The organism is Bordetella genomosp. 9 (assembly GCF_002119725.1).
Classification (GTDB): Bacteria; Pseudomonadota; Gammaproteobacteria; order Burkholderiales; family Burkholderiaceae_B; genus Bordetella_C.
Genome location: NZ_CP021109.1, coordinates 3,143,516 through 3,166,584 on the forward strand (window position 1 = coordinate 3,143,516; position 23,069 = coordinate 3,166,584).

Annotated in this window: 21 protein-coding genes; 10 read left to right on the top strand and 11 right to left on the bottom strand. The window is 67.3% G+C overall.

Features of this window, described 5'->3' with window-relative positions:
- Positions 1-58 precede the first annotated feature (58 nt).
- The 8 genes from CAL13_RS14405 to CAL13_RS14440 form a co-directional block, all read right to left on the bottom strand.
- The gene (locus CAL13_RS14405; RefSeq protein WP_086072752.1) at positions 59-1,600 is read right to left on the bottom strand and encodes a malonate--CoA ligase; all 1,542 of its coding nucleotides are present in this window, start codon (positions 1,598-1,600) and stop codon (positions 59-61) included.
- Positions 1,601-1,605: 5 nt separating this feature from the next.
- Complete coding sequence (locus tag CAL13_RS14410; protein WP_086072753.1) at positions 1,606-2,433, bottom strand: enoyl-CoA hydratase/isomerase family protein; 828 nt, start codon at positions 2,431-2,433, stop codon at positions 1,606-1,608.
- A 6-nt stretch (positions 2,434-2,439) separates the two neighbouring features.
- A complete protein-coding gene (locus CAL13_RS14415) occupies positions 2,440-3,780 on the bottom strand; it encodes a malonyl-CoA decarboxylase domain-containing protein (RefSeq protein ID WP_198297650.1) in 1,341 nt (446 codons plus the stop codon).
- Entirely contained in the window at positions 3,731-4,582 is an 852-nt protein-coding gene (locus CAL13_RS14420) for a GntR family transcriptional regulator (protein ID WP_086072754.1), read from the bottom strand. The genes CAL13_RS14415 and CAL13_RS14420 overlap by 50 nt, the downstream gene beginning before the upstream one ends.
- A 273-nt stretch (positions 4,583-4,855) precedes the next feature.
- Positions 4,856-5,626, bottom strand: a complete 771-nt coding sequence (locus CAL13_RS14425; protein ID WP_086072755.1) for a spermidine synthase — start codon at positions 5,624-5,626, stop codon at positions 4,856-4,858.
- 8 nt (positions 5,627-5,634) lie between these two features.
- Positions 5,635-6,816, bottom strand: a complete 1,182-nt coding sequence (locus CAL13_RS14430) for an acetyl-CoA C-acyltransferase family protein (RefSeq protein ID WP_086072756.1) — start codon at positions 6,814-6,816, stop codon at positions 5,635-5,637.
- Positions 6,817-6,916: 100 nt separating this feature from the next.
- Positions 6,917-7,291, bottom strand: coding sequence for a tautomerase family protein (locus CAL13_RS14435; RefSeq protein ID WP_086072757.1), 375 nt, complete (start codon positions 7,289-7,291; stop codon positions 6,917-6,919).
- Between the two features lie 107 nt (positions 7,292-7,398).
- Entirely contained in the window at positions 7,399-8,664 is a 1,266-nt protein-coding gene (locus CAL13_RS14440) for a class I SAM-dependent methyltransferase (protein WP_086072758.1), read from the bottom strand.
- A gap of 184 nt (positions 8,665-8,848) precedes the next feature.
- Between CAL13_RS14440 and CAL13_RS14445 the strand changes: the two genes are divergently transcribed.
- The 4 genes from CAL13_RS14445 to CAL13_RS14460 all read left to right on the top strand — a co-directional run bounded on the left by CAL13_RS14445 (position 8,849) and on the right by CAL13_RS14460 (position 12,744).
- The gene (locus tag CAL13_RS14445) at positions 8,849-9,994 is read left to right on the top strand and encodes a multidrug effflux MFS transporter (protein WP_086072759.1); all 1,146 of its coding nucleotides are present in this window, start codon (positions 8,849-8,851) and stop codon (positions 9,992-9,994) included.
- 323 nt (positions 9,995-10,317) lie between these two features.
- Positions 10,318-10,554, top strand: coding sequence for a 50S ribosomal protein L28 (rpmB, locus tag CAL13_RS14450; protein WP_086058008.1), 237 nt, complete (start codon positions 10,318-10,320; stop codon positions 10,552-10,554).
- A gap of 35 nt (positions 10,555-10,589) precedes the next feature.
- Complete coding sequence (gene rpmG, locus CAL13_RS14455; RefSeq protein WP_086058009.1) at positions 10,590-10,760, top strand: 50S ribosomal protein L33; 171 nt, start codon at positions 10,590-10,592, stop codon at positions 10,758-10,760.
- A gap of 64 nt (positions 10,761-10,824) precedes the next feature.
- Entirely contained in the window at positions 10,825-12,744 is a 1,920-nt protein-coding gene (locus tag CAL13_RS14460) for an ABC transporter substrate-binding protein (protein ID WP_086072760.1), read from the top strand.
- Between the two features lie 75 nt (positions 12,745-12,819).
- Here CAL13_RS14460 and CAL13_RS14465 read toward each other — a convergent pair whose 3' ends face one another.
- Positions 12,820-14,403 (bottom strand): aldehyde dehydrogenase (NADP(+)), encoded by a 1,584-nt coding sequence (locus CAL13_RS14465; RefSeq protein ID WP_086072761.1) that lies wholly within the window; start codon positions 14,401-14,403, stop codon positions 12,820-12,822.
- 301 nt (positions 14,404-14,704) lie between these two features.
- Here CAL13_RS14465 and CAL13_RS14470 point away from each other — a divergent pair, with 301 nt between their 5' ends.
- Complete coding sequence (locus tag CAL13_RS14470; protein ID WP_086072762.1) at positions 14,705-15,685, top strand: Bug family tripartite tricarboxylate transporter substrate binding protein; 981 nt, start codon at positions 14,705-14,707, stop codon at positions 15,683-15,685.
- Between the two features lie 29 nt (positions 15,686-15,714).
- Positions 15,715-16,536, top strand: coding sequence for an amidohydrolase family protein (locus tag CAL13_RS14475; RefSeq protein WP_086072763.1), 822 nt, complete (start codon positions 15,715-15,717; stop codon positions 16,534-16,536).
- 33 nt (positions 16,537-16,569) lie between these two features.
- Here CAL13_RS14475 and CAL13_RS14480 read toward each other — a convergent pair whose 3' ends face one another.
- The gene (locus CAL13_RS14480) at positions 16,570-17,220 is read right to left on the bottom strand and encodes a GntR family transcriptional regulator (protein WP_086058014.1); all 651 of its coding nucleotides are present in this window, start codon (positions 17,218-17,220) and stop codon (positions 16,570-16,572) included.
- A 292-nt stretch (positions 17,221-17,512) separates the two neighbouring features.
- Here CAL13_RS14480 and CAL13_RS14485 point away from each other — a divergent pair, with 292 nt between their 5' ends.
- Positions 17,513-17,824, top strand: coding sequence for a hypothetical protein (locus tag CAL13_RS14485; protein ID WP_086072764.1), 312 nt, complete (start codon positions 17,513-17,515; stop codon positions 17,822-17,824).
- A 72-nt stretch (positions 17,825-17,896) separates the two neighbouring features.
- Here the strand turns inward: CAL13_RS14485 and CAL13_RS14490 are convergent, their stop codons facing one another.
- Positions 17,897-18,136: a KGG domain-containing protein gene (locus tag CAL13_RS14490; protein ID WP_086058016.1), complete on the bottom strand. Its 240-nt coding sequence runs from the start codon at positions 18,134-18,136 to the stop codon at positions 17,897-17,899.
- Between the two features lie 266 nt (positions 18,137-18,402).
- Here CAL13_RS14490 and CAL13_RS14495 point away from each other — a divergent pair, with 266 nt between their 5' ends.
- From CAL13_RS14495 to CAL13_RS14505, 3 genes are all read left to right on the top strand, one after another.
- Complete coding sequence (locus CAL13_RS14495) at positions 18,403-19,614, top strand: MFS transporter (RefSeq protein ID WP_086072765.1); 1,212 nt, start codon at positions 18,403-18,405, stop codon at positions 19,612-19,614.
- Between the two features lie 84 nt (positions 19,615-19,698).
- Complete coding sequence (leuS, locus tag CAL13_RS14500; RefSeq protein WP_086072766.1) at positions 19,699-22,362, top strand: leucine--tRNA ligase; 2,664 nt, start codon at positions 19,699-19,701, stop codon at positions 22,360-22,362.
- 11 nt (positions 22,363-22,373) lie between these two features.
- Entirely contained in the window at positions 22,374-23,063 is a 690-nt protein-coding gene (locus tag CAL13_RS14505; protein ID WP_086058019.1) for an LPS-assembly lipoprotein LptE, read from the top strand.
- Positions 23,064-23,069: the final 6 nt, after the last annotated feature.

The window sequence follows — 23,069 nt, forward strand, 5'->3', positions numbered from 1 at the left end:
TGCGGTGTGGAATCGTGGCGGGTGGCAGACCTCCTTAAACAAGTGAAGCGGCGCGGCGTCAGATGGCCGCGTAGGTATCGCGCAATACGTTTTTCTGCACCTTGCCCATCGTGTTGCGCGGCAGCTGCTCGGCAACGTGGATGCGCTTGGGCACCTTGAAGTTGGCGATGCGCGTTTTCAGTTCGTTCTGCATGGCCGCCGTGTCGAGCACGGCGCCGCCGCGCGGCACGACGATGGCCACCACGGCCTCCCCGAAGTCGGGGTGCGGCACGCCGATCACCGCCGACTCTTCCACGCCGGGCATGTCGTCGATCACCGACTCGATTTCCTTGGGATAGACGTTGTAGCCGCCGGAGATGATCAGGTCCTTGCTGCGGCCGACGATGCTCAGGTAATCCACCGGCACGGGCTGCCCGTTGGCGTCCCCGCCCCAGCGCCCGACATCGCCGGTCTTGAACCAGCCGTCTTCCGTGAATTCTTCACGCGTTTTCTCCGGCATGCGCCAATAGCCCGGGAAAACATTGGGCCCGCGCACCTGGATGTTGCCGATCTCGCCTGGCGGCAAGCGCTTGCCCGTGTCGTCCACGACCCGCACGTCAACGCCGGGCAGCGGCTTGCCGACGGTGCCGCCGACGCGCGGTCCGTCCATGGGATCGTAGGGATTGGACGTCAGCATGACGGTTTCGCTCATCCCGTAGCGTTCCAGGATGGTGTGTCCGGTGCGCTCCTGGAAGGCGGTGAAGGTTTCGGTCAATAGCGGCGCGGAACCAGAAATGAACAGCCGCATGCGTGCGCAGACTTCGCGGCCGAAGCGCGGGTCCGCCAGCAGCCGGACGTAATAGGTGGGAACGCCCATCATCACCGTGCTTTGCGGCAGGTACCGCAATGCCAGCTCCACGTCCAGCTTGGGCAGCCAGATCATGCGTGCGCCCGCCAGCAATGCGCCGTGCGAGGCGACGAACAGCCCGTGCACGTGGAAGATCGGCAGCATGTGCAGCAACACGTCGTCATCGCGCCAGCCCCAGTACGCGTGCAGCACCTTGGCGTTGGAAGCGAGATTGCCATGCGTGAGCATCGCCCCTTTGCTGCGCCCGGTGGTGCCCGAGGTGTACAGGATCGCCGCCAGATCGTCGGCGCGGCGCGTCACCGTTCTGAACGTGCGCGGCAGCTTGCCGGCGGCATCGAGCAGCGAGCCGGTGCGGTCGTCGTCCAGCGTGTAGACGTGGGGCACGCCGGCCTTGTCGGCCAGGCGCTGGACCCACGGCAGGTTCGCGCTGGCGCACACCACCACGGACGGCTCGGCATTGCCCAGGAAGTAATCGATTTCCGCTTCCCGGTACGCCGTGTTCAGCGGCAGGTAGACGAGCCCGGCACGCAGCGTGGCGAGATAGAGAAGCAGCGCCTCCGGGGACTTCTCCACCTGCACCGCCACGCGCGCATCCTTGGGCAGGCGCAGCGATTTGAGCAGGTTCGCCAGGCAGGCGCTGGCCTGATCGATATCCTCCCACGTATAGCGCAGCGTCGGCGTCTCGATGGCGATGCGGCTGCGGTCGCGCGGGAAGCCGGCTTCCAGAACCGAGTACAGATTGGCATTGCTCACGCTGTTCAGTCTCCTGTGAATGTCGGCGCTTCGCCCGCCAGGAAGGCTCGCACGCCCTCCCGGTGGTCGCGGCTCTCGGCGTAAGAAAAGAAAGCTTGGTATTCGTCCTCGCGCAACGGTTCGCCGGTGGACAGGCGGGCTGCGATGCGCTTGTTCAAGCGCGCGGCCAGCGGCGCGCCGGCCATGATGCGCTGCGTGCAGCAACGGACTTCCTCGTCCAGGCCGGCATCATCGACCACCCGGTTCAGCAAACCCTTGTCGCGCGCCTGCGCCGCGTCCAGGATGCGGCCTTCCAGCAGCAACTCCATTGCGGTGGCCCGGCCCGCCAGCCGCAGCAGGCCCGCCATTTCGTCGGGCGCCATGGGAAAGCCCAGCCGATTGATCGGCACGCCCAGGCGCGCGGAACGGCCGGCAATGCGCAGGTCGCAGAGGCTGGCGATTTCGAGGCCGCCGCCCACGCAGACGCCATCGATGCGGGCCACGACGGGGTGCGGGCATCGTTCGATCGCGCGCAGGGCCGGCGCAAGGATCTGGCGGTGGTAATGCATCACCCCGGCCCCATCGGCGCGCCAATGCGGAAACTCCCGGATATCCGCGCCCGCGGCGAAATGGCCGCCCTCGCCGCCGATCACCACGCAACGCACGGTATCGTCGGCCGCCAGTTGCTCGAACACCGCTGTCAGCTCGCGCCACATGGCTACGGTGATGGCGTTCATGCGGCCGGGATGGGACAACACGACGCGCGCAAGCCCGCCGTCGCGGCGGCACCGCACGCGGCCGGCTTCGCTCCGGTCCTGGCCGCTGTCCGGGGAGCAGGTGTCGGCGGATTGCATGCGGCCCTACCCCATCCGCGCAATGGCGCGGCTCACCGCCGGCTTACCGGCATTCAGACGGCCCAGATTGTCGTCCAGGGCGTCCAGCTCGTACAGGTAATTCACCATCAGGCCTGCCGATTGGGCGAGGCCTTTGGCCGAGCGGTCCGCCGCCCAATTGATGCGTTCGATCCGCGCGCCGTTGCCCAGATGGAAGCGCGCCACAGGGTCCAGCGGCGCACCGGATTTCATGATTTGCAGATAAGCCGCCGCCAGCCGCATTCCAGCCCGCTGCACGACCTCGTTCTGCGCGGCGCCCGCCGCGGCGCGCCGCAGGCGCGCCAGCCAGCGCTGGCCGTCCGGCACCCCGCGGCGCGAACGCTCCCGCGTGCGTTCGCGCACGATCGCCTCGACTTCGTCGCTGCTCAACCTGCCCAGCCAGTCGGCCAGACCCGGGATGGGCGACAAGGTGGCGAACGATTTCAGCTTGGGCAATTCCTCCAGCAATTGATCGATGACGCGTTTGAGCAGGAAATTCCCGAAGCTGATGCCGCGCAGTCCCGGTTGCGTATTGGAGATGGAATAGAAAATCGCCCAACGCGCCTTGTCCAGGTTTTGCGGCGGCAGATGGGGGTCCAGCAGCGCCTGCACGTTGTCCGCCATCTGCGGCGCAAATGCAACCTCGACGAAGATCAGGGGAATGTCGGGCATCTGCGGATGGAAGAAGGCATAGCAGCGCCGGTCCTGGGCGACGCGATGCTTCAGATCGTCCCAGGACTGGATCTCGTGCACCGCTTCGTACACGATGAGCTTTTCCAGCAGGGACGCAGGCGAATCCCAGGTCAGCCTGCGCAGATCCAAAAGGCCGACGTCGAACCAGGCGGACAGCAGGCCTTCCAGCGCCCGGTCCAGCGGCTGCAGCCCGGCCACCTGCTTGCGCCAGCGCAGCATGTCGGCGCGCAGCGCCACCAGGAAACGCAGGCCGTCGGGCTGGTTGTTGAAGCGGCGGAACAAACGGCCGTTGGCCTCGTCCGGGGATTCCTGTGCGGCGCTTGCCGCGGCCAGCAGGCCCAGCATGGCGCGGCGCGCTTTGCCTTCCGCGGCGGCATATGCGCCGCACCACGCATGCGCCAGCCGGTTCGCCGCCACGTCGGTCAGGCGCGGCCCGAACAAGGGCCGCAGCGAGGCTTCGTCTGGAAAACGGTCCCTTTCCCACAGCCGGCCCAGCCGCGCCATCAGCCCGGCTTCGGTTTCGGGGCCATCGCCGTCGGCATCGATCGTCGCGGGGTTGGCGAGTTCGCGGCGGGCCATGGACTTCTCAGGCAAGCGCGCGGCGCGCGCGGGGACGAGCGTGTCGGGGACGGTCATGAGCGAGCTCCTTGGCGGTGGTCAAGGAAGGCGCGGACGCCGCGCCCACCATGGAATCTGCCGGCGCATGAAGCGGTGCGGGGACCGGCACGGACGGCGCCGGCGCAGCCACCGTTTCATGCCGCCCGGCTTCCGGGTCCTGCAGGGCGTGCAGCGCATCGAGCTGACGCAGCAGATGCGCGCGGGCCAGCCGATCGGCCGCCTCGGCGTCGCCTTCGCATATCGCGGCGAAGATGGCCATGTGTTCGGCGCAGGACGCCTGCATGCGGCCCGGCAGCGTGAGACTTTTGTGGCGGGACAGGCTCAGGACCTTCCGCAGATTGCCGATGGTTTCGGACAGCCAGCGGTTGTCGGCGAGCGCCTGGATGGCCTCATGGATGACATAGTTGGCCTCGTAGTAGGCATCCACGTCGCCCGCGGCGGCATGCGATTGCAGGGTATCGTGAAGCGCGCGCAAACGGCGGATGTCACTCGCCCCGGCCTTGCGCGCCGCCTCGTAGGCGCAGCGGCCTTCCAGCATGGCCATCAGCGGAAAGATGTCGTCCAGATCCCGCATGGACAGTTCGTTGACGAAGCATCCGCGCCTCGGCTCCAGGCGCACCAGTCCCTCGCTCGCCAGCAATTTCAATGCTTCGCGCAATGGCGTCCTGGATATGCCCAGTTCGGCGGCGATGCGAAGCTCGTCGATCCATTGCCCGCCGGCCAGCGTGCCGGAGCGGATCATCGCGCGCAGCCGTTCCGCGGCTTCCAGGTAGAGCGCCTGGCGGACGATGGGTTGCGGCTTATCGACGGCAGCCTTCATGCGGACGCTCGAGCAGTGGGAGACGCGGGCGGCTCGCCAAATGAGCCGGACGGAATTCAACGGGGTGCCGCTCAGGCCGTAATTCATAATTACGGTAAGACGAATCTTACTCTTCGAGGGACAACCGGCAAGCCCTGCCGGACTCAGGCAAACCCTATCCCGGAGCGCCGGCTTGTTGCGCTTGCAAGGCGCGGCGGGCTGCAAGCGACCGTTTCGCGATCGCCCTCCTTGACCGGCGAGCCGCGGTGCGGTCGGCCCGGCCCCGCCTTCACTTCAATACGTCAGCCGTCCCCCGCGAGCCTGTCCTGCCAGCGACCGCGCCCAGCGGCGCGCCGGCAGACGATACGTCGCCTCCACCACCGCTGCGCGCTCGAGCAGCGCTTCGACCGGGACGTCCATGGGCGGCCCGGAGAACGCGAGCACGATGCGGTTGCCCGCATCGATTTCGGGCAGCAGCGCGAGCCGGCCATCAAAGGCTTCGGCCAGGTTTTCGATGTTGCGGGGGAAGCTTGCGTGTTCGCCAAACAGGTTGACGGCCAGCACGCCGGTATCCCCCAGGACGCGCCGGCAGTCCCGGTAGAAACGCACGGAGTCGCGCACCGGGCCTCGCGCCTGCGCGTCGTACAGGTCCACCATCAGGATCGGACAGCGGCCGGCATTCGCGGGATCGGAGACCCACGCGCCAGCGTCGGCCTCTTCCACCGTCAGCCGGGACGGGCCGGGCAGCCGGAAGAAGGCATGGCATATCGCGGTCACCCGCGGGTTCCATTCCACGGCCACCACGCTGCTGCGCGTGTGCTTCACACAGAATCGCGCCAGTGAACCGGCGCCCAGGCCGAGGAGCCCGATGGCGCCCTCGCGCGGCGGCTCCATGAACAGCAGCCAGGCCATCATCTGGCCGGTGTATTCCAGCACCAGTTCGGCGGGATCCGCGATGCGCATGGCGCCCTGGATCCACGGGCTGTCGAAATGCAGGTAGCGAACGCCGTCCGACTCGGAAAGCGTGGGGATGTCCTGGACGGACGGCGTGGCGCGTGGCGGCATGCTGGCGGTCAGATCCTCTCGAAAATGGCGGCGATGCCCTGGCCGCCGCCGATGCACATCGTCACCAGGGCATAGCGGCCATTGATGCGTTGCAGTTCGTACAGCGCCTTGACCGTAATGATCGCGCCGGTCGCTCCAATCGGATGGCCCAGCGAAATGCCGCTGCCGTTCGGATTGACCTTGGCGGGATCCAGGCCCAATTGCCGGGTCACCGCGCAGGCCTGCGCCGCGAAGGCCTCGTTGGCTTCGACGACGTCGAGCTGATCCACCGTCAATCCGGCCCGCTCCAACGCGGCCTGCGTCGCGGGGACCGGCCCGATGCCCATGTAGGCGGGGTCGACCCCCGCGTGCCCGTACGCGACCAGCCGCGCCAACGGCTTGACGTTGCGCCTGGCGGCGGCATCGGCACTCATCAGCACGACCGCCGCCGCACCGTCGTTGATGCCGCTGGCGTTGCCGGCGGTGACGGTGCCGTTTTCCTTCTGGAACACGGGCTTCAGCTTGCCCAACGCTTCCGGATCGACGTCGCGCCGCACGTGTTCGTCGACCTCGAAGCGGACCTCTCCCTTGCGGGTCTTGATGACCACGGGCACGATCTGCTCCTTGAAGCGTCCCGCGTCGATGGCCGCGGCGGCGCGGCGATGCGATTCCAGCGCCAGCGCATCCTGGTCGGCGCGGCTGATCTCGTAGCGGGCCGCCACGTTTTCCGCCGTGATGCCCATGTGCACGCGGTCGAAGGGGTCCGTCAGCGCGCCCACCATCATGTCGGACATGGTGGTATCGCCCATGCGCGCGCCCCAGCGCTGCGCCGGGGAAATGTACGGGCCGCGGCTCATGTTCTCCGCGCCCGCGCCCACGGCGATTTCGGCGTCGCCCAGCATGACGCTCTGCGCGGCGGAAACGATGGCCTGCAGGCCGGATCCGCACAGGCGGTTGACGTTGAACGCCGGCGTTTCCTCGCCGATGCCGGCGTTCAGGGCGGCCACGCGCGACAGATACATGTCCCGCGTTTCGGTATTGATGACGTGGCCGACCGCGACGTGGCCCACCTCCGCGCCGTCCACCCCGGCGCGCGCCAGCGCCTCGCGAATCGCCGTGCTGCCCAGGTCGATGGGCGGCACGTCCTTGAGGGCGCCGCCAAAGGTGCCCACCGCGGTTCGAGCGCCGGACGCAATGATCACTTCTTTCATGATGGGTCTCCTGTAAAGGCCGGTGCGCTTGGCGGCGCGGGCGCCGCCCTGCAATGCGCGTTGTGGGATGGTCCCGTTGCGGGCGCGACGGCGCGCCGGCCTAACGGCCGGCCGCCTTCGCGCTCACTCCATTGGCCATCCCCATGTCGGTATTGGGTACATCATCCAGCAGTACGCGCACGTCCTCGCCCGACACGCCCAGGGACTCGCGGGCCGCGGCGTTCAGGGCCGCGTACAGCGCGTTCTTCTGGGATTCCGTACGGCCGGCGATCAAATGCACGTGGAACACGACGGAGTGCCGGCCCGCTTCGCCACCGACCATGATGTGCTCGGGCGCGATCTCGTGCAGCATGATCCGCACGCTGCGCAGCGGCGCGTCCAGGCTGCTCACGACGGCCTCGGTCGACGTGCGCAGCAGGGCGGTTTTTCTGTCGGCTGACCAGCCTGCCACGACATGGACGTGAAGTATGGGCATGGGATTTCCGGGAGGATCGGGGAAGAAAGAACGCCGCCCCGAAAGGCGGCGTTCCGCATGATGCCGGATACGCTTTCCGTATGGTAATACGGGTACGGGCGGCGAGTTCAGGCGGGGGTCGCGGCGTAGACGTAATCCCGGCGCCAGGGATAGGAAAGATCGGCCGGATGGTCCAGTTCGTCGGAACGGCCCGTGGCCAGCGTCTGGCCGAGCACCTGGTGCAGCGCGATCCAGCCATGCTCGAAGGCCATGGCGCAGCCCGCCAGGTACAGGCGATACGCGCGCAGCGATTTCGCGCCCTGCTCGCCCTGCAGGATTCTGGCGGCCTCGTCCAGGCGGCTTTCCAACGCATCGCTCCAGGCCCAGAGGGTGCGCGCATAGTGCGGGCGCAAATTTTCCACGTCCACGGCTTCCAGGCCGCCTTCGCCCATGGCTTCCATGACGCGGCTGATGTGGGTCAGCTCGCCGCCCGGGAAGATGTATTTCTCGATGAATTCGCCCATGCCGCTGCCCAGCTGGGCATTGTGCACGCCGCCTGCCGTGATGCCGTGGTTCATGACCAGGCCGCCCGGACGCAGCAGCCGCCGCAGCTTGGCGAAATAGGCCGGCAATTGCGCGCGCCCGACGTGCTCGAACATGCCGACCGAGGCGATCTTGTCATAGGGACGCAGCTCGTCCAGCCTGCGGTAATCCAGCAGCTCCATCCGCACGCGGCCGACCAGCCCTTTTTCCTCGATCAGGCGATTCACGTGTGCATGCTGGTTGCGCGACAGCGTGATGCCCGTCGCATCCACGCCATAGTTTTCGGCCGCCCACAGCAGCAGGCCGCCCCAGCCTGCGCCCACGTCCAGGAAGCGTTCGCCCGGCGCCAGGCGCAGCTTGCGGCAGATGTGGTCGAGCTTGGCTTCCTGCGCCTGGGCCAGCGTCATGTCGGGCGTGCGGTAGTAGGCGCAGGAATACACGCGGCGCGGGTCCAGCCACAGCGCGTAGAAATCGTCCGAAAGGTCGTAGTGGAATTCGATCTGTTTGGCGTCGCGCTCCACCGAATGCCGCTGCACCGACACCATGCGGCGCATCAGCCTGGTGAACCAGCCGTCGGGGGCGCCGTCCACGGGCGACTTGGGCAGCAGGTCCGCGGCGGCGCGCATGACGTCGTGCATGTTGCCTTCGATGTCGACCAGGCCTTCCACATAATCCTGCCCCAGCACGCCCACCTCGCCCGCGGCCAAGTGAGCCAGGGCAGCCTTGCTGCGCACGGTGAATTTCACCTTGGGGTTCGACGCGCCCAGCGTGGCGCCATCCGGCATTTCCAGTTGAACCGGGATCGAAACGGATTGCAGCTTACGTTCCACCGCAGACAACACAGGATTCACGACAGTCAACCTCGGAAGAAATAACCTGCGGACTTTATCGGAATTTGTTTCCGATTTGAACCTTGGCAGCGCATGTTACATTCGCCTTCGCGCATTAACCCTGCGCAACCTCCGCCATTCAGGCAAACGTCATCCAATGTCCCCTTCCCTACCGAAACGCGGTCTGCCAGGCTGGCTCATTCTCATGGGCGCTCTGACCGCGATAGGCCCGTTTTCGATCGATCTCTATCTGCCCGCCTTTCCCGCCATCGCAGCCGGCCTCAATGTCGGTCAGGGCGATGTGGAGCGCACCATGGCCGCGTATCTGATCGGCCTGTCGGCCGCGCAGATCTTCTACGGCCCGCTGGCCGATCGCTACGGACGCAAGCCGCCGCTGCTGGTGGGCCTGTCCCTCTACGTCGTCGCATCGCTGGGATGCGCCCTGGCGGTGGACATCCATAGCCTGACGGTATGGCGCGCGGTGCAGGCCCTGGGCGGCGCCGCCGGCGTCGTCATTCCGCGTGCCGTCATCCGGGACCACTACGAGACGCAGGACGCCGCGCGCGCAATGTCCCTGCTGCTGCTCATCATGGGGCTGGCGCCCATCCTCGCGCCGTTGATCGGCGGGCAGCTGCTCTTGATCACGGGCTGGCGCGGCATTTTCGGCCTGATGCTGGCCGCCGGCGTCGCGCTCATGGCGGCCATGCTTTTCATCATGAAGGAATCGCTGACGCCCGAACGGGTGGTGCGCCTGCACTGGCGCACGATCGCCGGCAATTACCGCGACCTGCTGCGCCACCGCGGCTTCATGGCGCACAGCCTGGCCGGCGGATTCGGGCAGGCGGGCATGTTCGCCTACATCGTCGGTTCGCCGCGCGTCTTCATCGACCTGTACGGCGTGGACCCGCAACACTACGGCCTGCTGTTCGGATTGAATGCCGCCGGGCTGATCGGCGGCTCGCAGGTCAGCGCGCGCCTGCTGCGCCGTCACACGCCCCGGACGCTGCAACGGCGCGCCTTGAATACGCTGGCCGCGGCGAGCCTGGTCGCGGTGCTGCTCACGCTGGCGGGCTGGATGACCCTGCCGCTGCTGATGGTGTGCCTGATCGGCTACATGACGAGCCAGGGCTTCGTGAACCCGAATTCCGCCGCCTTGGCGCTGTCCGAGCAAGGCCGCCGCCTGGGCGTGGCGTCGGCGCTGCTGGGAACCCTGCAGCTGTCGTGCGGCGCATTGGCGGGCTTCTGCGTCAGCCTGTGGCAAAGCGACAGCGCCCTGCCCCTGACCGCCGTGCTGGCGGCCTGTGCCTGTCTGTCCTGGCTATCCGGACGAGCCGCCCGCGCTGCCACTTGACCTGACAGTTGCATTCATAGTAGTATCGCAGGCTTACGTGTTTCCGGCGGAAGGCAATCGCGTCCACGGATCCACGTACACCAACGAAACCCAAACGATTACCCGTGCCAGCTACTATGCTTTGTAGCCGGGCACTTCCACCCCGCCGATGCGTAGTCGAAGGGGCGGCGGGCACAAGCACTGGTTTCCGGCGCAGGCATTGCCAGGCAATGCGTTACGCCCGGAACCACATCCGTGAAATACGGGATGGCCGGCAGGGCGCCGGCGGCTGAGCTCCCGTCTTTCGAACCATACGCGGCGAGCATTGAATCAAAGGTGCAATCATGGCACGCGTATGCCAAGTGACGGGCAAGCGCCCGATGGTGGGCAACAACGTTTCCCACGCCAACAACAAGACCAAGCGTCGTTTCCTGCCCAATCTGCAATCGCGCCGTTTCTGGGTCGAAAGCGAAAACCGCTGGATCACCCTGCGTGTCAGCACGAAGGCGCTGCGCACCATCGACAAGAAGGGCATTGAAGCCGTTCTGGCCGAATTGCGCGCCCGCGGCGAAGCCATCTAAGCCGCCCCCGCCCTCACACTATCCAGGAGTACGACATGGCAGCCAAAGGCAACCGCGAAAAGATCAAGCTGGAGTCCACCGCCGGCACGGGTCACTTCTACACCACGACCAAGAACAAGCGCACGATGCCGGAAAAGATGCTGATCAAGAAGTTTGATCCGGTCGCGCGCAAGCACGTCGAATACAAGGAAACCAAGCTCAAGTGATCGGTTCAGCCGCATCGCTGGCCGAGTGCGCCGACGCCACGCGAACCTGCACGCGAGCGCCCGCATGAATTCGAGCCTGCTTGAAGAAAAACCGACAGCGATGTCGGTTTTTTTTCGTCTCGCAGCCCGGCTGCCTTTCGGGCAGACGTCCATCCGTCGCGATGCCGCCGGCCCTCGTCCATCCGGTCCGCATGGGCTTGGCCTGTTTGCGCCGGCCATCCTGCTGGTTGCGATGCTCGCGTGCGTGGCGCTCCCGGCATATGCCCAAGCCGGGGCCGCCGCGGCGGCCGAGACCCGTCGCACGCAGAAAAGCCTGGACGAAAAACCGCTGACGGTCGGCGAAATCAATACCTACAGGGCGCTGCCGGGATTCGCCGAGCCCTATCGGCGCGGCTGGGCGCTGGCGCTGGCGCAAATCAATGCCGAAGGGGGCGTACTGGGCCGCAAGCTGGCCGTCGTTTCGCGCGACGACCGTGGACAGCCCGATGAGGCGGTGCGCGCCGCCCAGGCGCTGGTGGCACGGCATGGGGCCGTGGCATTGTTCGGCAGCTACTCGTCCGAAGTGGCCATGGCCCTTTCCCGTTATGCGTTGGATGCCAAGGTACTGTACCTGGCCGTCGCGCCGCTGACCCAGCGCCTGACATGGCAGGAGGGCAACCGCTACACGTTCCGCCTGCGTCCCGCTGCTTGGATGCAGGCCGCCGCCGTCGCGCCGAAGGCGCTGGGCCTGCGCAGGCTGCGCTGGGCCGTGATTCGCCAGGACACCGAGTCGGATCGGGCCACGGCGGAGGCCTTCAAAGGCTTGATGCGGACCTTCCAGTCGAAAACGGAATTCGTCGCCGAGCAGGCCGTGGCGCCGCAGACGGCCGATGCGCGCGCCGCGGTGCAGGCGCTGGCCGCCGCCAAGCCGGATGCCCTGTTCACCATGCTCGAAGGCAAGCAGCTGGCGGCATTTCTGCGCGCCGCACAAACGCAGAATCTGTTCGACGGGATGGCGGTCGTGTCGCTCTTCATGGGAGACCCGGAAAACCTGGCGGCCATCGACACGCCGGTGCCGGATGGCTGGATCATCACGGGTTATCCGCGCGACGCCATCGACACCCCCGAACATACCGCCTTCGTGCAGGCCTATCGCGATCGTTATGGCGAACCGCCCGGCGCCGCCTCGGTGCTGGGCTACGTGGCCCTGCGCTCCATCGCCGAGGGCCTCAGACAGGCTGGGACGGCCGACCGCGAGGCCCTGGTTTCGGCGTTCCCGCGCCTGAAAGTGCCCACGCCTTTCGGCGCCATCGAATACCGCAACCTGGATCATCAATCGACGCTGGGGACCTATCTGGGCTACACCGGCCACGGCGGCGGGCAGCTCGGGATGGAGCGTTTCGTCTACGCCAGCGGCACGCGTCTGCAGCCGCTGGACGAACAGATCCGCAGGCTGCGCGACACGGCAACGAAATCGCCGTCCGGAAATCGGGATGCGGCAGCGGAGACGCACGGCCCAAGGCGCAACGGGACGGTTGCAGAATCGAACGGCGCCGCTGGCCGCGCCAGTGAATCTTCTGCGGGCGCGAACGATGCGGGCGGACGTGCGAATGACGCGGCCGGCGGCGCGAATGAGGCGGCACACTCGGCGCCGGCATCTGCAACCGCGGGACACCGCGTTCCCGCCGCGCTGCCGGCGAAGCAGCCGGATACGGCGCTGACCGCACGGTTGCGCGCGGCGCGCCCCGCCGGCGAAGACCGCAAAGGCGATCGGGACGCCGCCCTCCCGGGACAGGGCGTTCCTGCCCGGCCTGCAGCCATCGAGGCCAAGGATGGGAGCCGCGGTCCGGTCGAGCCGCATGGCACAGCGGCCGGCCAGACGGCGGCGCCGGGGCCCCGCATCAATGCTGTCCGGCCGGACGTGGATACGCGGACCGATGCCGTGCCGGTCTGGCCCGACCCGGTCAACCCAGGGCATCCGCCGGCGCCGGATCTTGCCCGCTAAGCGCCGCCCGGCTCGGGCCCATGCGGTCAGATGGCGGCGCCGCGCACGCGCCCGGGGCGCAACGCCGGGCAACGCTCAGGGCAGCAGGCGCTTGCCGTCCTCCAGGCGCGGCAGCCGCGACAGGTTTTCAGCGCGCAGCGATTCCGGCAGCAACGCCGCCGGCAGACTCTGATAGCTGACGGGGCGCAGGAAGCGGCGGATCGCCAGCGTCCCCACCGACGTGAAGCGGCTATCCGACGTTGCGGGGAACGGGCCGCCGTGGACCATGGCGTGCGCGACTTCGACGCCGGTCGGCCAGCCGTTGGCCAGGATGCGCCCGGCCTTGCGCTCCAGCACCGGGACCAGCCCCCGCGCCAGCTCGTAATCCGACTCTTCCAGGTGCAGGGTGACGGTCAGCTGGCCTTCGACGCTTTCCGCGACCTGCCGCATTTCCTCGATGCTCTTGCAACGTACGACCAGGCTGGACGCGCCGAATATCTCATGCTGCAGGGCTTCCTGCGCCAGGAAGTTGCTGACCGAGGTGGAGAAGATCGCCGCCCGTCCCCGGTTCGGCCCCTCTCCCACCGTACCGCGGGCGCACACCTGCACGCCGTCGGCCTTCTCCAGGGCCTGAACCCCTTTTTCGTAGGCGCCGTATATGCCGGGCGTCAACATGGCGCCTGGCACGTAGGCGGACAACGCGCTATCCGCCGCCTTCAGGAAGCGGTCCAGGTCCGGGCTCTCCAGGGCCACGACGATGCCTGGGTTGGTGCAGAACTGGCCCGCGCCCATCGTCAGCGAACCGACAAAGGCCTTGCCCAGCTCTTCCGCGCGAGCGGCCAGGGCGGCCGGGAACAGAAAGACCGGATTGATGCTGCTCATTTCCGCGAAAACCGGAATCGGTTCGCGACGCTTGGACGCAATGTCCACCAGCGCCAGTCCGCCCACCCGCGAGCCGGTAAAACCGACGGCCTTGATGCGCGCGTCCTGCACGAGCGCGGCGCCGGTTTCGACGCCGCCCAGCAACAGGGAAAACACGCCGTCCGGCATGCCGCATTCACGCGCCGCGGACTGGATCGCCCGGCCCACCAGCTCGCCCGTGCCGGGGTGGGCGGGATGCCCCTTCACCACTACCGGGCAGCCTGCCGCCAGCGCGGACGCGGTATCGCCCCCTGCCACCGAGAACGCCAGCGGGAAATTGCTCGCGCCAAATACGGCGACCGGACCCAGCGCGACGTTGCGCAACCGCAGATCGGGCCGCGGCAGGGGCTGGCGATCCGGCATGGCGGGATCGATGCGCACGTCCAGGAATTCGCCGGCACGCACCACCTGCGCGAAGAGCCGCAGCTGGCCGACGGTGCGGGCGCGCTCGCCCTCGATGCGGCCCGCCGGCAACGCGGTTTCGGCGACGGCGCGATCGATCAGCGCCTGACCCAGGTCCATGATGCGATCGCCGATGGTCTCCAGGAATCTGGCCCGCGCTTCCAGCGACGTCTCTCGGTATGCGTCAAAGGCGGCCCAGGCCGCCACGCACGCCTGCTCCACTTCCGCCGGACCGGCGACCGCGAAGTCCGGCGACAGTGTTTCGCCCGTCGCCGGATTCACCGCCTTCAGACTGCGCTGGCCGTTATCGATGGCGCGTTGGCCGATCAGGATCTCTCCGGTAATCGCTGTACTCACACTCTCTCTCCTATGATCCCTGGGACGTTCGCCGCGCCGCTACGGCATGCCGGCGGCTCGCGGCGGCGATGCGTCGCTGAATCGTCGATGATAACGCTACCGTGCTTCGCGTTTGCCACGCTTCGGTCTTGTGGTCCGCTCCGCCACCTGCGATCGGCCAAAGCGCCCTCCATACGGATCGCAGTTTTGTATGCAAAAATATATATAAATTGGACGCCATAACGCTGGCAGGCGCCGCAGCGGGCGAAGATAACCGGACGCCATCGATCGGCGAGCCATCGCGCCGCCGAAGGAGACATACATGAAGCGATTTTCCCGGACTCGCCGCCACTGGCTGGCAGCGGCTTGCTGCGCCGCCGCCCTCGGCCTGCCCCTCGCGGCCGCCGCCTACCCCGATAAAACGGTCCGCATCATCGTGCCCTACGCGCCGGGCGGCTCCGGCGACGTATTCGCGAGACTGATCGCCGAGCGGCTGACCGCACGCCTAGGACAAACCTTCATCGTGGAAAACCGCCCCGGCGCCAGCGGCGCCATCGGCGCCCGCTACGTGGCCGACGCCCCCGCCGATGGCAGTGTGCTGCTGCTCGGGCAGACCGGCGAAATCGTGGTCACACCGCTCTTGTCGCGCACGCTCAACTACAAACCGGAAAACCTGGTCCCCATCGTCCTGGTGGGCGACTCGCCGCTGGTGTTGTCCGCCCATCCCTCGGCCCCCTTCAATACGGTGCAGGAAATGGTCGCCCAGAGCAAACAGCGCAGCCAAGGGTTCAACTACGCGTCTTCCGGCACGGGCACCCCGGGCCATCTCGCCGCCGCCGCGCTGGCCCTGAAGACCGGCGCCAAGCTGACCCACGTGCCTTACAAGGGCGGTGGCGCCGCCTTGAGCGATCTGCTCGGCAACCATGTGGACATGTTCTTTTCCGGCGCCCCGGGCGTGCTGCCGCACTTCAAGAGCGGCACGCTCAAGCCCATCGCCGTTTCCACGCTGGAGCGCTCGCCCGCGCTGCCCCAGGTCCCCACCGTGGCGGAGTCGGGGCTGCCCGGATTCTCTTTCAGCCTGTGGGGCGGCCTGTTCGCGCCGCGCGGCACCCCCGCGGAAGTGATCGACGCGCTGAATCGCGAAGTCAACGCCATCCTGGCGGACGGCGAAACGCGCGGCCGGCTGGAGGCCGAAGGCGCGGTCGTCAAACAGAACAGCGTGGAGCAGTTCACGCAATTCCTGGGCGCCGAGCGCGCCCGCTACCAGGAAATCATCAAGGAAACCGGCGTCCGGCTGGATTGAGCCTGCCAACCTGCCGCGGAGACGATGCGATGACCCCTTCCCGCCTTCCTGCCTGGGACTGCCATACCCACGTTTTCGACGACCCGGGCCGCCGGCCAACGGTCCCGGGCGCGGGGTACGTTCCGCCCGTCCGGACATTCGAAGACCTGGCCCGCACAGGCGCGCCGCACGGCATCGATCGCTTCGTGCTCGTGCAGCCCAGCGTATACGGGCACGACAACGGCCTGCTGCTGGAAGCCCTGCGGCACGCAGCGGGTCGCGCGCGCGGCGTGCTGGTCGTCCCGGACGATGCCACGGAAGCCCAGTTGGCCGCCTGGCGCGAACAAGGCGCGCGCGGCATGCGGTTCAACGCGGTGTCGGGGGGCGGCAATGGCATGAAAGGCTATCGCGCGATTGCGCCCAGGCTGCGCGCCGCGGGCTGGCATGCCCAATTCTTCGTCGCGCCGGAATCGTTGAAGGATCTGCTCGACATCGTCGCGCATGACGGTCCCGACATGGTGGTGGACCATCTTGGAGGCGCCGCCGATGGACCGGCCTTCGAAGCCGCGCGCGATACCCTGTTCCGCCTTCTTGACAGCGGCCGGGTCTGGGTCAAGGCCTCGGGCTTCTACCGCTACGGCTATCCCCAGGCCGATTGGCCCGAGCACTTCGGCGAACTGCTGCGCGAATTGACTCGGCGTTATCCCGACCGGATCGTATGGGCCTCGGATTGGCCGCACACATGGTTCTTCGAGCCCGCCCATGGGCAACCCATGGCTTACGGCGAACTGTTGAAACTGGTTCGCGACGCGGTCGGCGACACCGCTTGCGAACGGATCCTGCGCGAAAACCCGCGCCCCCTGTACGACTGAAGCGCGGCCTGCCGGTGCCAGCGCCTGTCGACGCTAGGCGTCGCGCGACTGCTTGGCGCGCAGGATCTTCAACCGCTCCAGCAAGGCGTTGCGGATGTGTTCGCGCGCCGCTTGTTCCGCGCGGGCGGGATCGCCGTCGCGAATGGCTTCGAAGATGGCCTGATGCTCGCCGTGAGCGGCTTCCGGACGGCCCGGCATTTCCAGCGTGCTGCGCCCGAGCAGATAGGTGGAATCGGTCAGCGACTGCAGGGCCCGGATCAGGAACTTGTTGTGCGCGGCGCCATAGATGGACTGATGGAACGCCAGGTTGGCGGCGACGGGATCGCCGCCCTGCCTCCCTTCCTGGAGGATGTGCGCCATATTGTCGATCTCGGCCTCGCTGGCGTGCTTGGCCGCGAACCGGGCGGCACCGCCCTCGAGCAGTTCGCGCATGGCATAGAGCTCGGTCACGGATTGCTGGTCCAACGACGTTACGACCAGGCCGCGCCGCGGCTCGTGAGTGACCAGCCCCTCGTCCTCCAGGCGCTTGAGGGCCTCGCGCACGGGCGTGCGCCCCAGGTTCAACAATTCGGCGACCTCGATTTCGCGCAGGCGGTCGCTCGCGCCGAAAAACCCCATCAGGATGCGCTTCTTCAACTCCTGATAGGCGAGATTGGCTTGTGTGTTCTGCTTGGCTATCGGCATGTCGGGGGCAGGTCGCCGTGCAAAGTCGGGAGATTTTCCATGGCGCGGATATTAAATCGCGCCAGGGCGGTATGCCAGCGGCCCGCCCTGAGCGCCGTCCCCCATGCCGGGACCCGGCTCCGCCCACGCTCTCCCGCAGGCATACGCGTGGCGCGGGCGCCCCGGGGCCGTGACCGCAACGGATTGCGTCGGCGTGCGTTGTCCGCGCCAGGACGAACGGTGTGCCCGGGTACACGGATTGCCGCCTTGCGGCAGTCATCAACTCGAGCGGGCATGCGCCCGGACAACCACCGTGGAAAACTGGAAGGTCACGCAAATCGAACTGGTCCAGCGCGAAATTGGACAACCGGACCGCCAGGCCGCTCTGGCCTGCGAAAGCGTATCCTGGCAGCCGCCCAGCGACATTCCGCCGTCGCGGGACGACGGCACGGAATCCGGCTACCTGATCGTGCGCGGCATCGACGTGCCGCGCCTGGCGGACATTTCATGGGTTCCGACCCACGTCCGCTTCAATGCCGAAGGCTATATGGAAGCACGCGAATTCGCGGTAACGGGATGGGAGGCCGATCCGGGATCGCGGACGCTGAAGCTTCCCATACCTTGATTGCGCACGGCGCCCTGCCAGCGCCGCGCCATGTGCTTGGGCCGCGCCCTCGGGCGCGCCCTGTTGGAGGTGTCAGCGGTCCTCGCCCTGTTCGGCCGTTGCCGCTGCGCTTTCGCCAGCACGTTGCGCATTGCGCGCCGCATGGCGTTTCGTCGCGGCGGCGCGCGCCTCTTGTGACGTGAAGCGGTGCGCCTTGCCTAGCCTATGTGCGGCCCGGCCTCCCTGCGCCGCGATCTCGCGCTGGAACTCCGGCCCCATCGCGGCGAAACCGCGCGGCTTACGCTTGTCCTTCTGGTCCTGGTTGTCGGTCATGTCGGCCCCCTGTCGGTAATGGGTAATCAATGGTTTGGATCGGGCGCGGCGTCGCAACGCACGTGCCCGTTGCGCGTCCCGCCATCGGCGGGGCATGGCAGCAGGCCTGCACAGCAATGATCAGCACTGCTTACCGCGCGTTGTAGAAGGTGCCGCCAGGGCCCGCGCGCATCCAAGGAAACGCACGGGGCGCCACGTTGGCACGGCGTCGTCGGGCCCGTTTCAGGCCAGGTTTTCGTCGCGCGTGCTGTTATGATCCCGCAGCCATGACACACCCTGCCTCGCATTCACCGCTGACGCCGCGCATCGTGCTTCTGATGTCGGTCGCCACCGGCCTGATCGTTGCCAGCAACTACTACGCCCAGCCGCTGCTTCACATCATCGGGCTCGAATTCGGTCTTTCCACCAGCGCCGCCGGCGCGATCAATACCACCGCGCAATTGAGCTACGCAGCAGGCCTGCTGTTCCTGGTGCCCCTCGGAGACCTGTTCGAGCGGCGCGCGCTGATCGTCGGCATGACGCTATGTTCCGCCGCGGGCGTCGCCCTGGTCGCGCTCGCACCCAATGTGGGCATCGTGCTGGCCGGTACCGCGCTGGCCGGCCTGACCGCGGTGTGCGCGCAGATCATGGTGCCGTTCGCGGCCACGCTGGCCGCGGCCCATGAGCGCGGCCGCGTGGTGGGCACCATCATGAGCGGCCTGCTGCTTGGCATTCTCCTGGCCCGCACCGCCGCGGGCGCGCTGGCCGGCATCGGCGACTGGCGCACTGTCTACTGGGTCGCCGCCGTGCTGCTGGTGGGGCTTGCCGCCGCGCTCTGGCGGGCGCTCCCGCGCCATCCGGGCCATACCGTCATGGGCTATGGCGCGCTGCTTCGTTCGATCGCCACGCTCATGGTCGAAGAACCTTTGTTTCGCGCGCGCAGCCTGATCGGCGCGCTCGTCTTCGCACAGTTCAGCGTACTGTGGACATCGCTGACCTTTCTGCTGGCCAATCCCCCGTACCGCTATTCCGAGGCTGCAATCGGCCTGTTCGGCCTGGCGGGCGCGGCCGGGGCCATCGCGGCCAAGCGTTTCGGCCGGCTGGCCGACCGCGGCTACATCAACCGCTGCACCCGGGCAGGGTTGTGGCTGCTGCTCGGGTCCTGGGCGGTCCTGGCGCTGGGCGGCATGTCGCTGACCGCCCTGCTGGCCGGCATCGTGGTGCTGGACCTGGCCGCGCAGGGCCTGCAGGTCACCAACCAGAGCTGCATCTACCGCCTGCGTCCGGACGCCCGCAGCCGGCTTACCGCCGGCTATATGACCGCCTATTTCCTGGGCGGGGCCTTCGGCTCGTCGGCATCCGCCTTCGCCTACGCCCACGCCGGCTGGCAGGGCGTGATCCTGCTTGGCGCGGGTCTGGGGGTGCTGTCGCTGTCGTACGGCACGCTGGCGCCGGCCGCCCGCGTGGCGGAAAACGGCGCCGCCCCGACGCACGCATAGCAAGAATCTATAATCCCGAGCTTCGACCGTCCGCCGCCAGCGCCGCGGACCGGCCCCCCATTTGTCATCGACCCCATCCAGCCCATGCAGGAACGCTACACCCCCAACGCCGTCGAAGCCGCCGCCCAACAGGCCTGGCGCGAGCGCGACGCCTACCGCGTCAGCGAGCACGCCCTCAACGCCAGCGGGGCCGAAAAGCCCAAGTTCTACGCGTGTTCCATGCTGCCCTACCCCAGCGGCAAGCTGCACATGGGCCATGTCCGCAACTACACCATCAACGACATGATGGCGCGGCAGCTGCGCATGCGCGGCTACAACGTGCTGATGCCCATGGGATGGGACGCCTTCGGCATGCCGGCCGAGAACGCCGCCATCAAGTCCAAGGTGCCGCCGGCCAAATGGACCTACGACAACATCGCCTACATGAAGAAGCAGATGCAGGCGATGGGTCTGGCGATCGACTGGTCCCGCGAAATGAGCGCCTGCGACCCGGCGTACTACAAATGGAACCAGTGGCTGTTCCTGAAGATGCTGGAAAAGGGCATCGCTTACCGTAAAACGCAGGTGGTGAACTGGGACCCGGTGGACCAGACCGTGCTCGCCAACGAACAGGTGATCGACGGCCGCGGCTGGCGGTCCGGCGCCCTGGTCGAAAAACGCGAGATCCCGGGCTACTACCTGCGCATCACCGACTATGCGGAGGAACTGCTGGAGCAGGTCAGGACCGGCCTGCCCGGCTGGCCCGAGCGCGTGCGGCTGATGCAGGAAAACTGGATCGGCAAGAGCGAAGGCGTGCGCTTTGCGTTCCCGCACGATATCCGGGACGAGACCGGCCAGCTGGTGCAGGACGGCAAGCTTTTCGTCTTTACGACGCGCGCCGACACTATCATGGGCGTCACTTTCTGCGCCGTCGCCCCGGAACATCCGCTGGCCACCCTGGCTGCCCGCGGCAACCCCGAGCTGGCCAGCTTCATCGAGCGCTGCAAGCTCGGCGGCACCACCGAGGCGGAACTGGCGACACGCGAAAAAGAAGGCTTGCGCACCGGGCTTAGCGTGACGCACCCGCTGACGGGGCAACCGGTGGAAGTCTGGGTCGGCAACTACGTCCTCATGAGCTACGGCGACGGCGCCGTCATGGGCGTGCCCGCCCATGACGAACGCGATTTCGCGTTCGCTCGCAAGTACGGCCTGGAAATCCGCCAAGTGGTCGATGTCGACGGCAAGACCTATTCCACCGACGCATGGCAGGAATGGTACGCCGACAAGCAGAACGGCCGGCTGATCCGCTCCGGCAAGTACGACGGCCTGTCCAGCAGGGATGCCGTGGACGCCATTGCCGCCGACCTGGCCGGCCTGGGCCTGGGCGAAAAGCAAACCACCTACCGGTTGCGCGACTGGGGCATCTCGCGCCAGCGCTACTGGGGCACGCCCATCCCCATCATCCATTGCGCGGACTGCGGCCCGGTCCCGGTGCCGGAAAAGGACCTGCCGGTGGTGCTGCCCGAGGACCTGATCCCCGATGGCTCCGGCAACCCGCTGGCCAAGCACGAGCCCTTCCTGTCCTGCTCGTGCCCGAAATGCGGCAAGCCCGCGCGGCGCGAGACGGACACCATGGACACGTTCGTGGACTCCGCCTGGTATTTCATGCGCTACACCTCGCCGGGCAACGACAATGCCATGGTGGACGCCCGCAACGATTACTGGATGCCGATGGACCAGTACATCGGCGGCATCGAGCACGCCGTGCTGCACCTGCTGTACGCGCGCTTCTGGACCAAAGTCATGCGCGACCTGGGCCTGGTGAAGTTCGACGAACCCTTCACCCGCCTGCTGTGCCAGGGCATGGTGCTGAACCACATCTACTCGCGCAAGACGGAACACGGCGGCATCGAATACTTCTGGCCCGACGAAGTCGAGAACGTCTACGACGCCAAGGGCGCGATCATCGGCGCACGCCGCAAGTCCGACGGCTCCGAGATCACCTACGGCGGCGTCGGCACCATGTCGAAATCGAAGAACAACGGCGTCGATCCGCAGTCGCTCATCGACACGCTGGGCGCCGACACGGCCCGCCTGTTCGTGATGTTCGCCAGCCCCCCGGAGCAGACCCTGGAGTGGTCCGACTCCGGCGTCGAGGGCGCCAACCGTTTCCTGCGCCGCCTGTGGTCCTATGCCTGGACCCATCGGGATGCCGTGCAGGCGGGGTTGGCCGCCAAGGACATCGACTGGCGCGCGGCGCCGGCGTCCGCCAAGGATTTGCGGCGTGAAATCCACACGCTGCTGAAGCAGGCCGACTACGATTACGAGCGCATCCAGTACAACACGGTGGTGTCGGCCTGCATGAAGATGCTCAATGCCATCGAAGGCGCGGCCCTGCCGGAAGGCGACCCGGCGGCCCTTGCGGCCCGCGCGGAAGCCGTCGGCGTGCTGCTGCGGGTGCTCTATCCGGTGGTGCCGCACATCACATGGCAGCTTTGGAGCGATCTGGGCTACGCCGGCCTTTATGGCGACCTGCTGGACGCGCCGTGGCCGCAGGTCGACGAGGCGGCGCTCATCGCCGACGAGATCGAGCTGATGCTGCAGGTCAACGGCAAGCTGCGCGGCGCGTTGCGCGTGCCGGCGCAGGCGCCGCGCGAAGCGATCGAAGCGCAGGCCGCGGCGCATGAGGCGGTCGCGCGCTTCCTGGAAGGCCGGCCCCCGAAACGCGTTATCGTGGTGCCCGGCAAACTGGTCAACGTCGTAGGCTAATGAGGTTCCGCATGCATTTCGCCAGGCAAGTCATCCGTACCCGGTCGGTGCAGCGACGTATCGGCGGCTGGCCGCTGCGCGCCGCCGGGTTGGCGCTGCTCATGATGCTGGCGGCCTGCGGCTTCCAGATGCGCGGCACCACGCCGCTGCCCTTCGACACGCTTTACGTCGGCATCCCGGAAAACAGCCGCTTCGGCGCCGAAGTGCGACGGGCCATCAAGGCCGCTTCGCCGGACACCAGAATCGTCGAGAACCCGAAGCAGGCTGAAGCGCTGTTGCAGCAGATCGCCAATTCGCGCTCCATGCGCGAGGTATCGCTCAACGCGCAGGGCCGTGTCGAAGAATACGAGCTTGCCCTGATCTTCGGTTTTCGCGTGATCGACGCAAAAGGCCGGCCGCTATTGCCCGACACCACGCTCGAGGCCTACCGCGAAATGCCGTACAACGATCAATTCGTGCAGGCCAACCAGGGCCAGGCGGAAACGCTGTTCCGCAGCATGGAGCAGAGCCTCGTCAGCCGCATCGTGCGCCGCCTGACGGCGCCCGAGGTGCGTGTAGCTGCGGAAAAAGCGGCGCAGCAGAAGCCGGGCGACGAAGAAGGTCCGGTGTACGACGTCAATGCGCCGAAGCCGGCGCAGGTGCCGGAACCCTGGCGCACGCCCAACATCACCAACGGGCCGCCCGGCCTGGAAAACTACTAGGCCGCG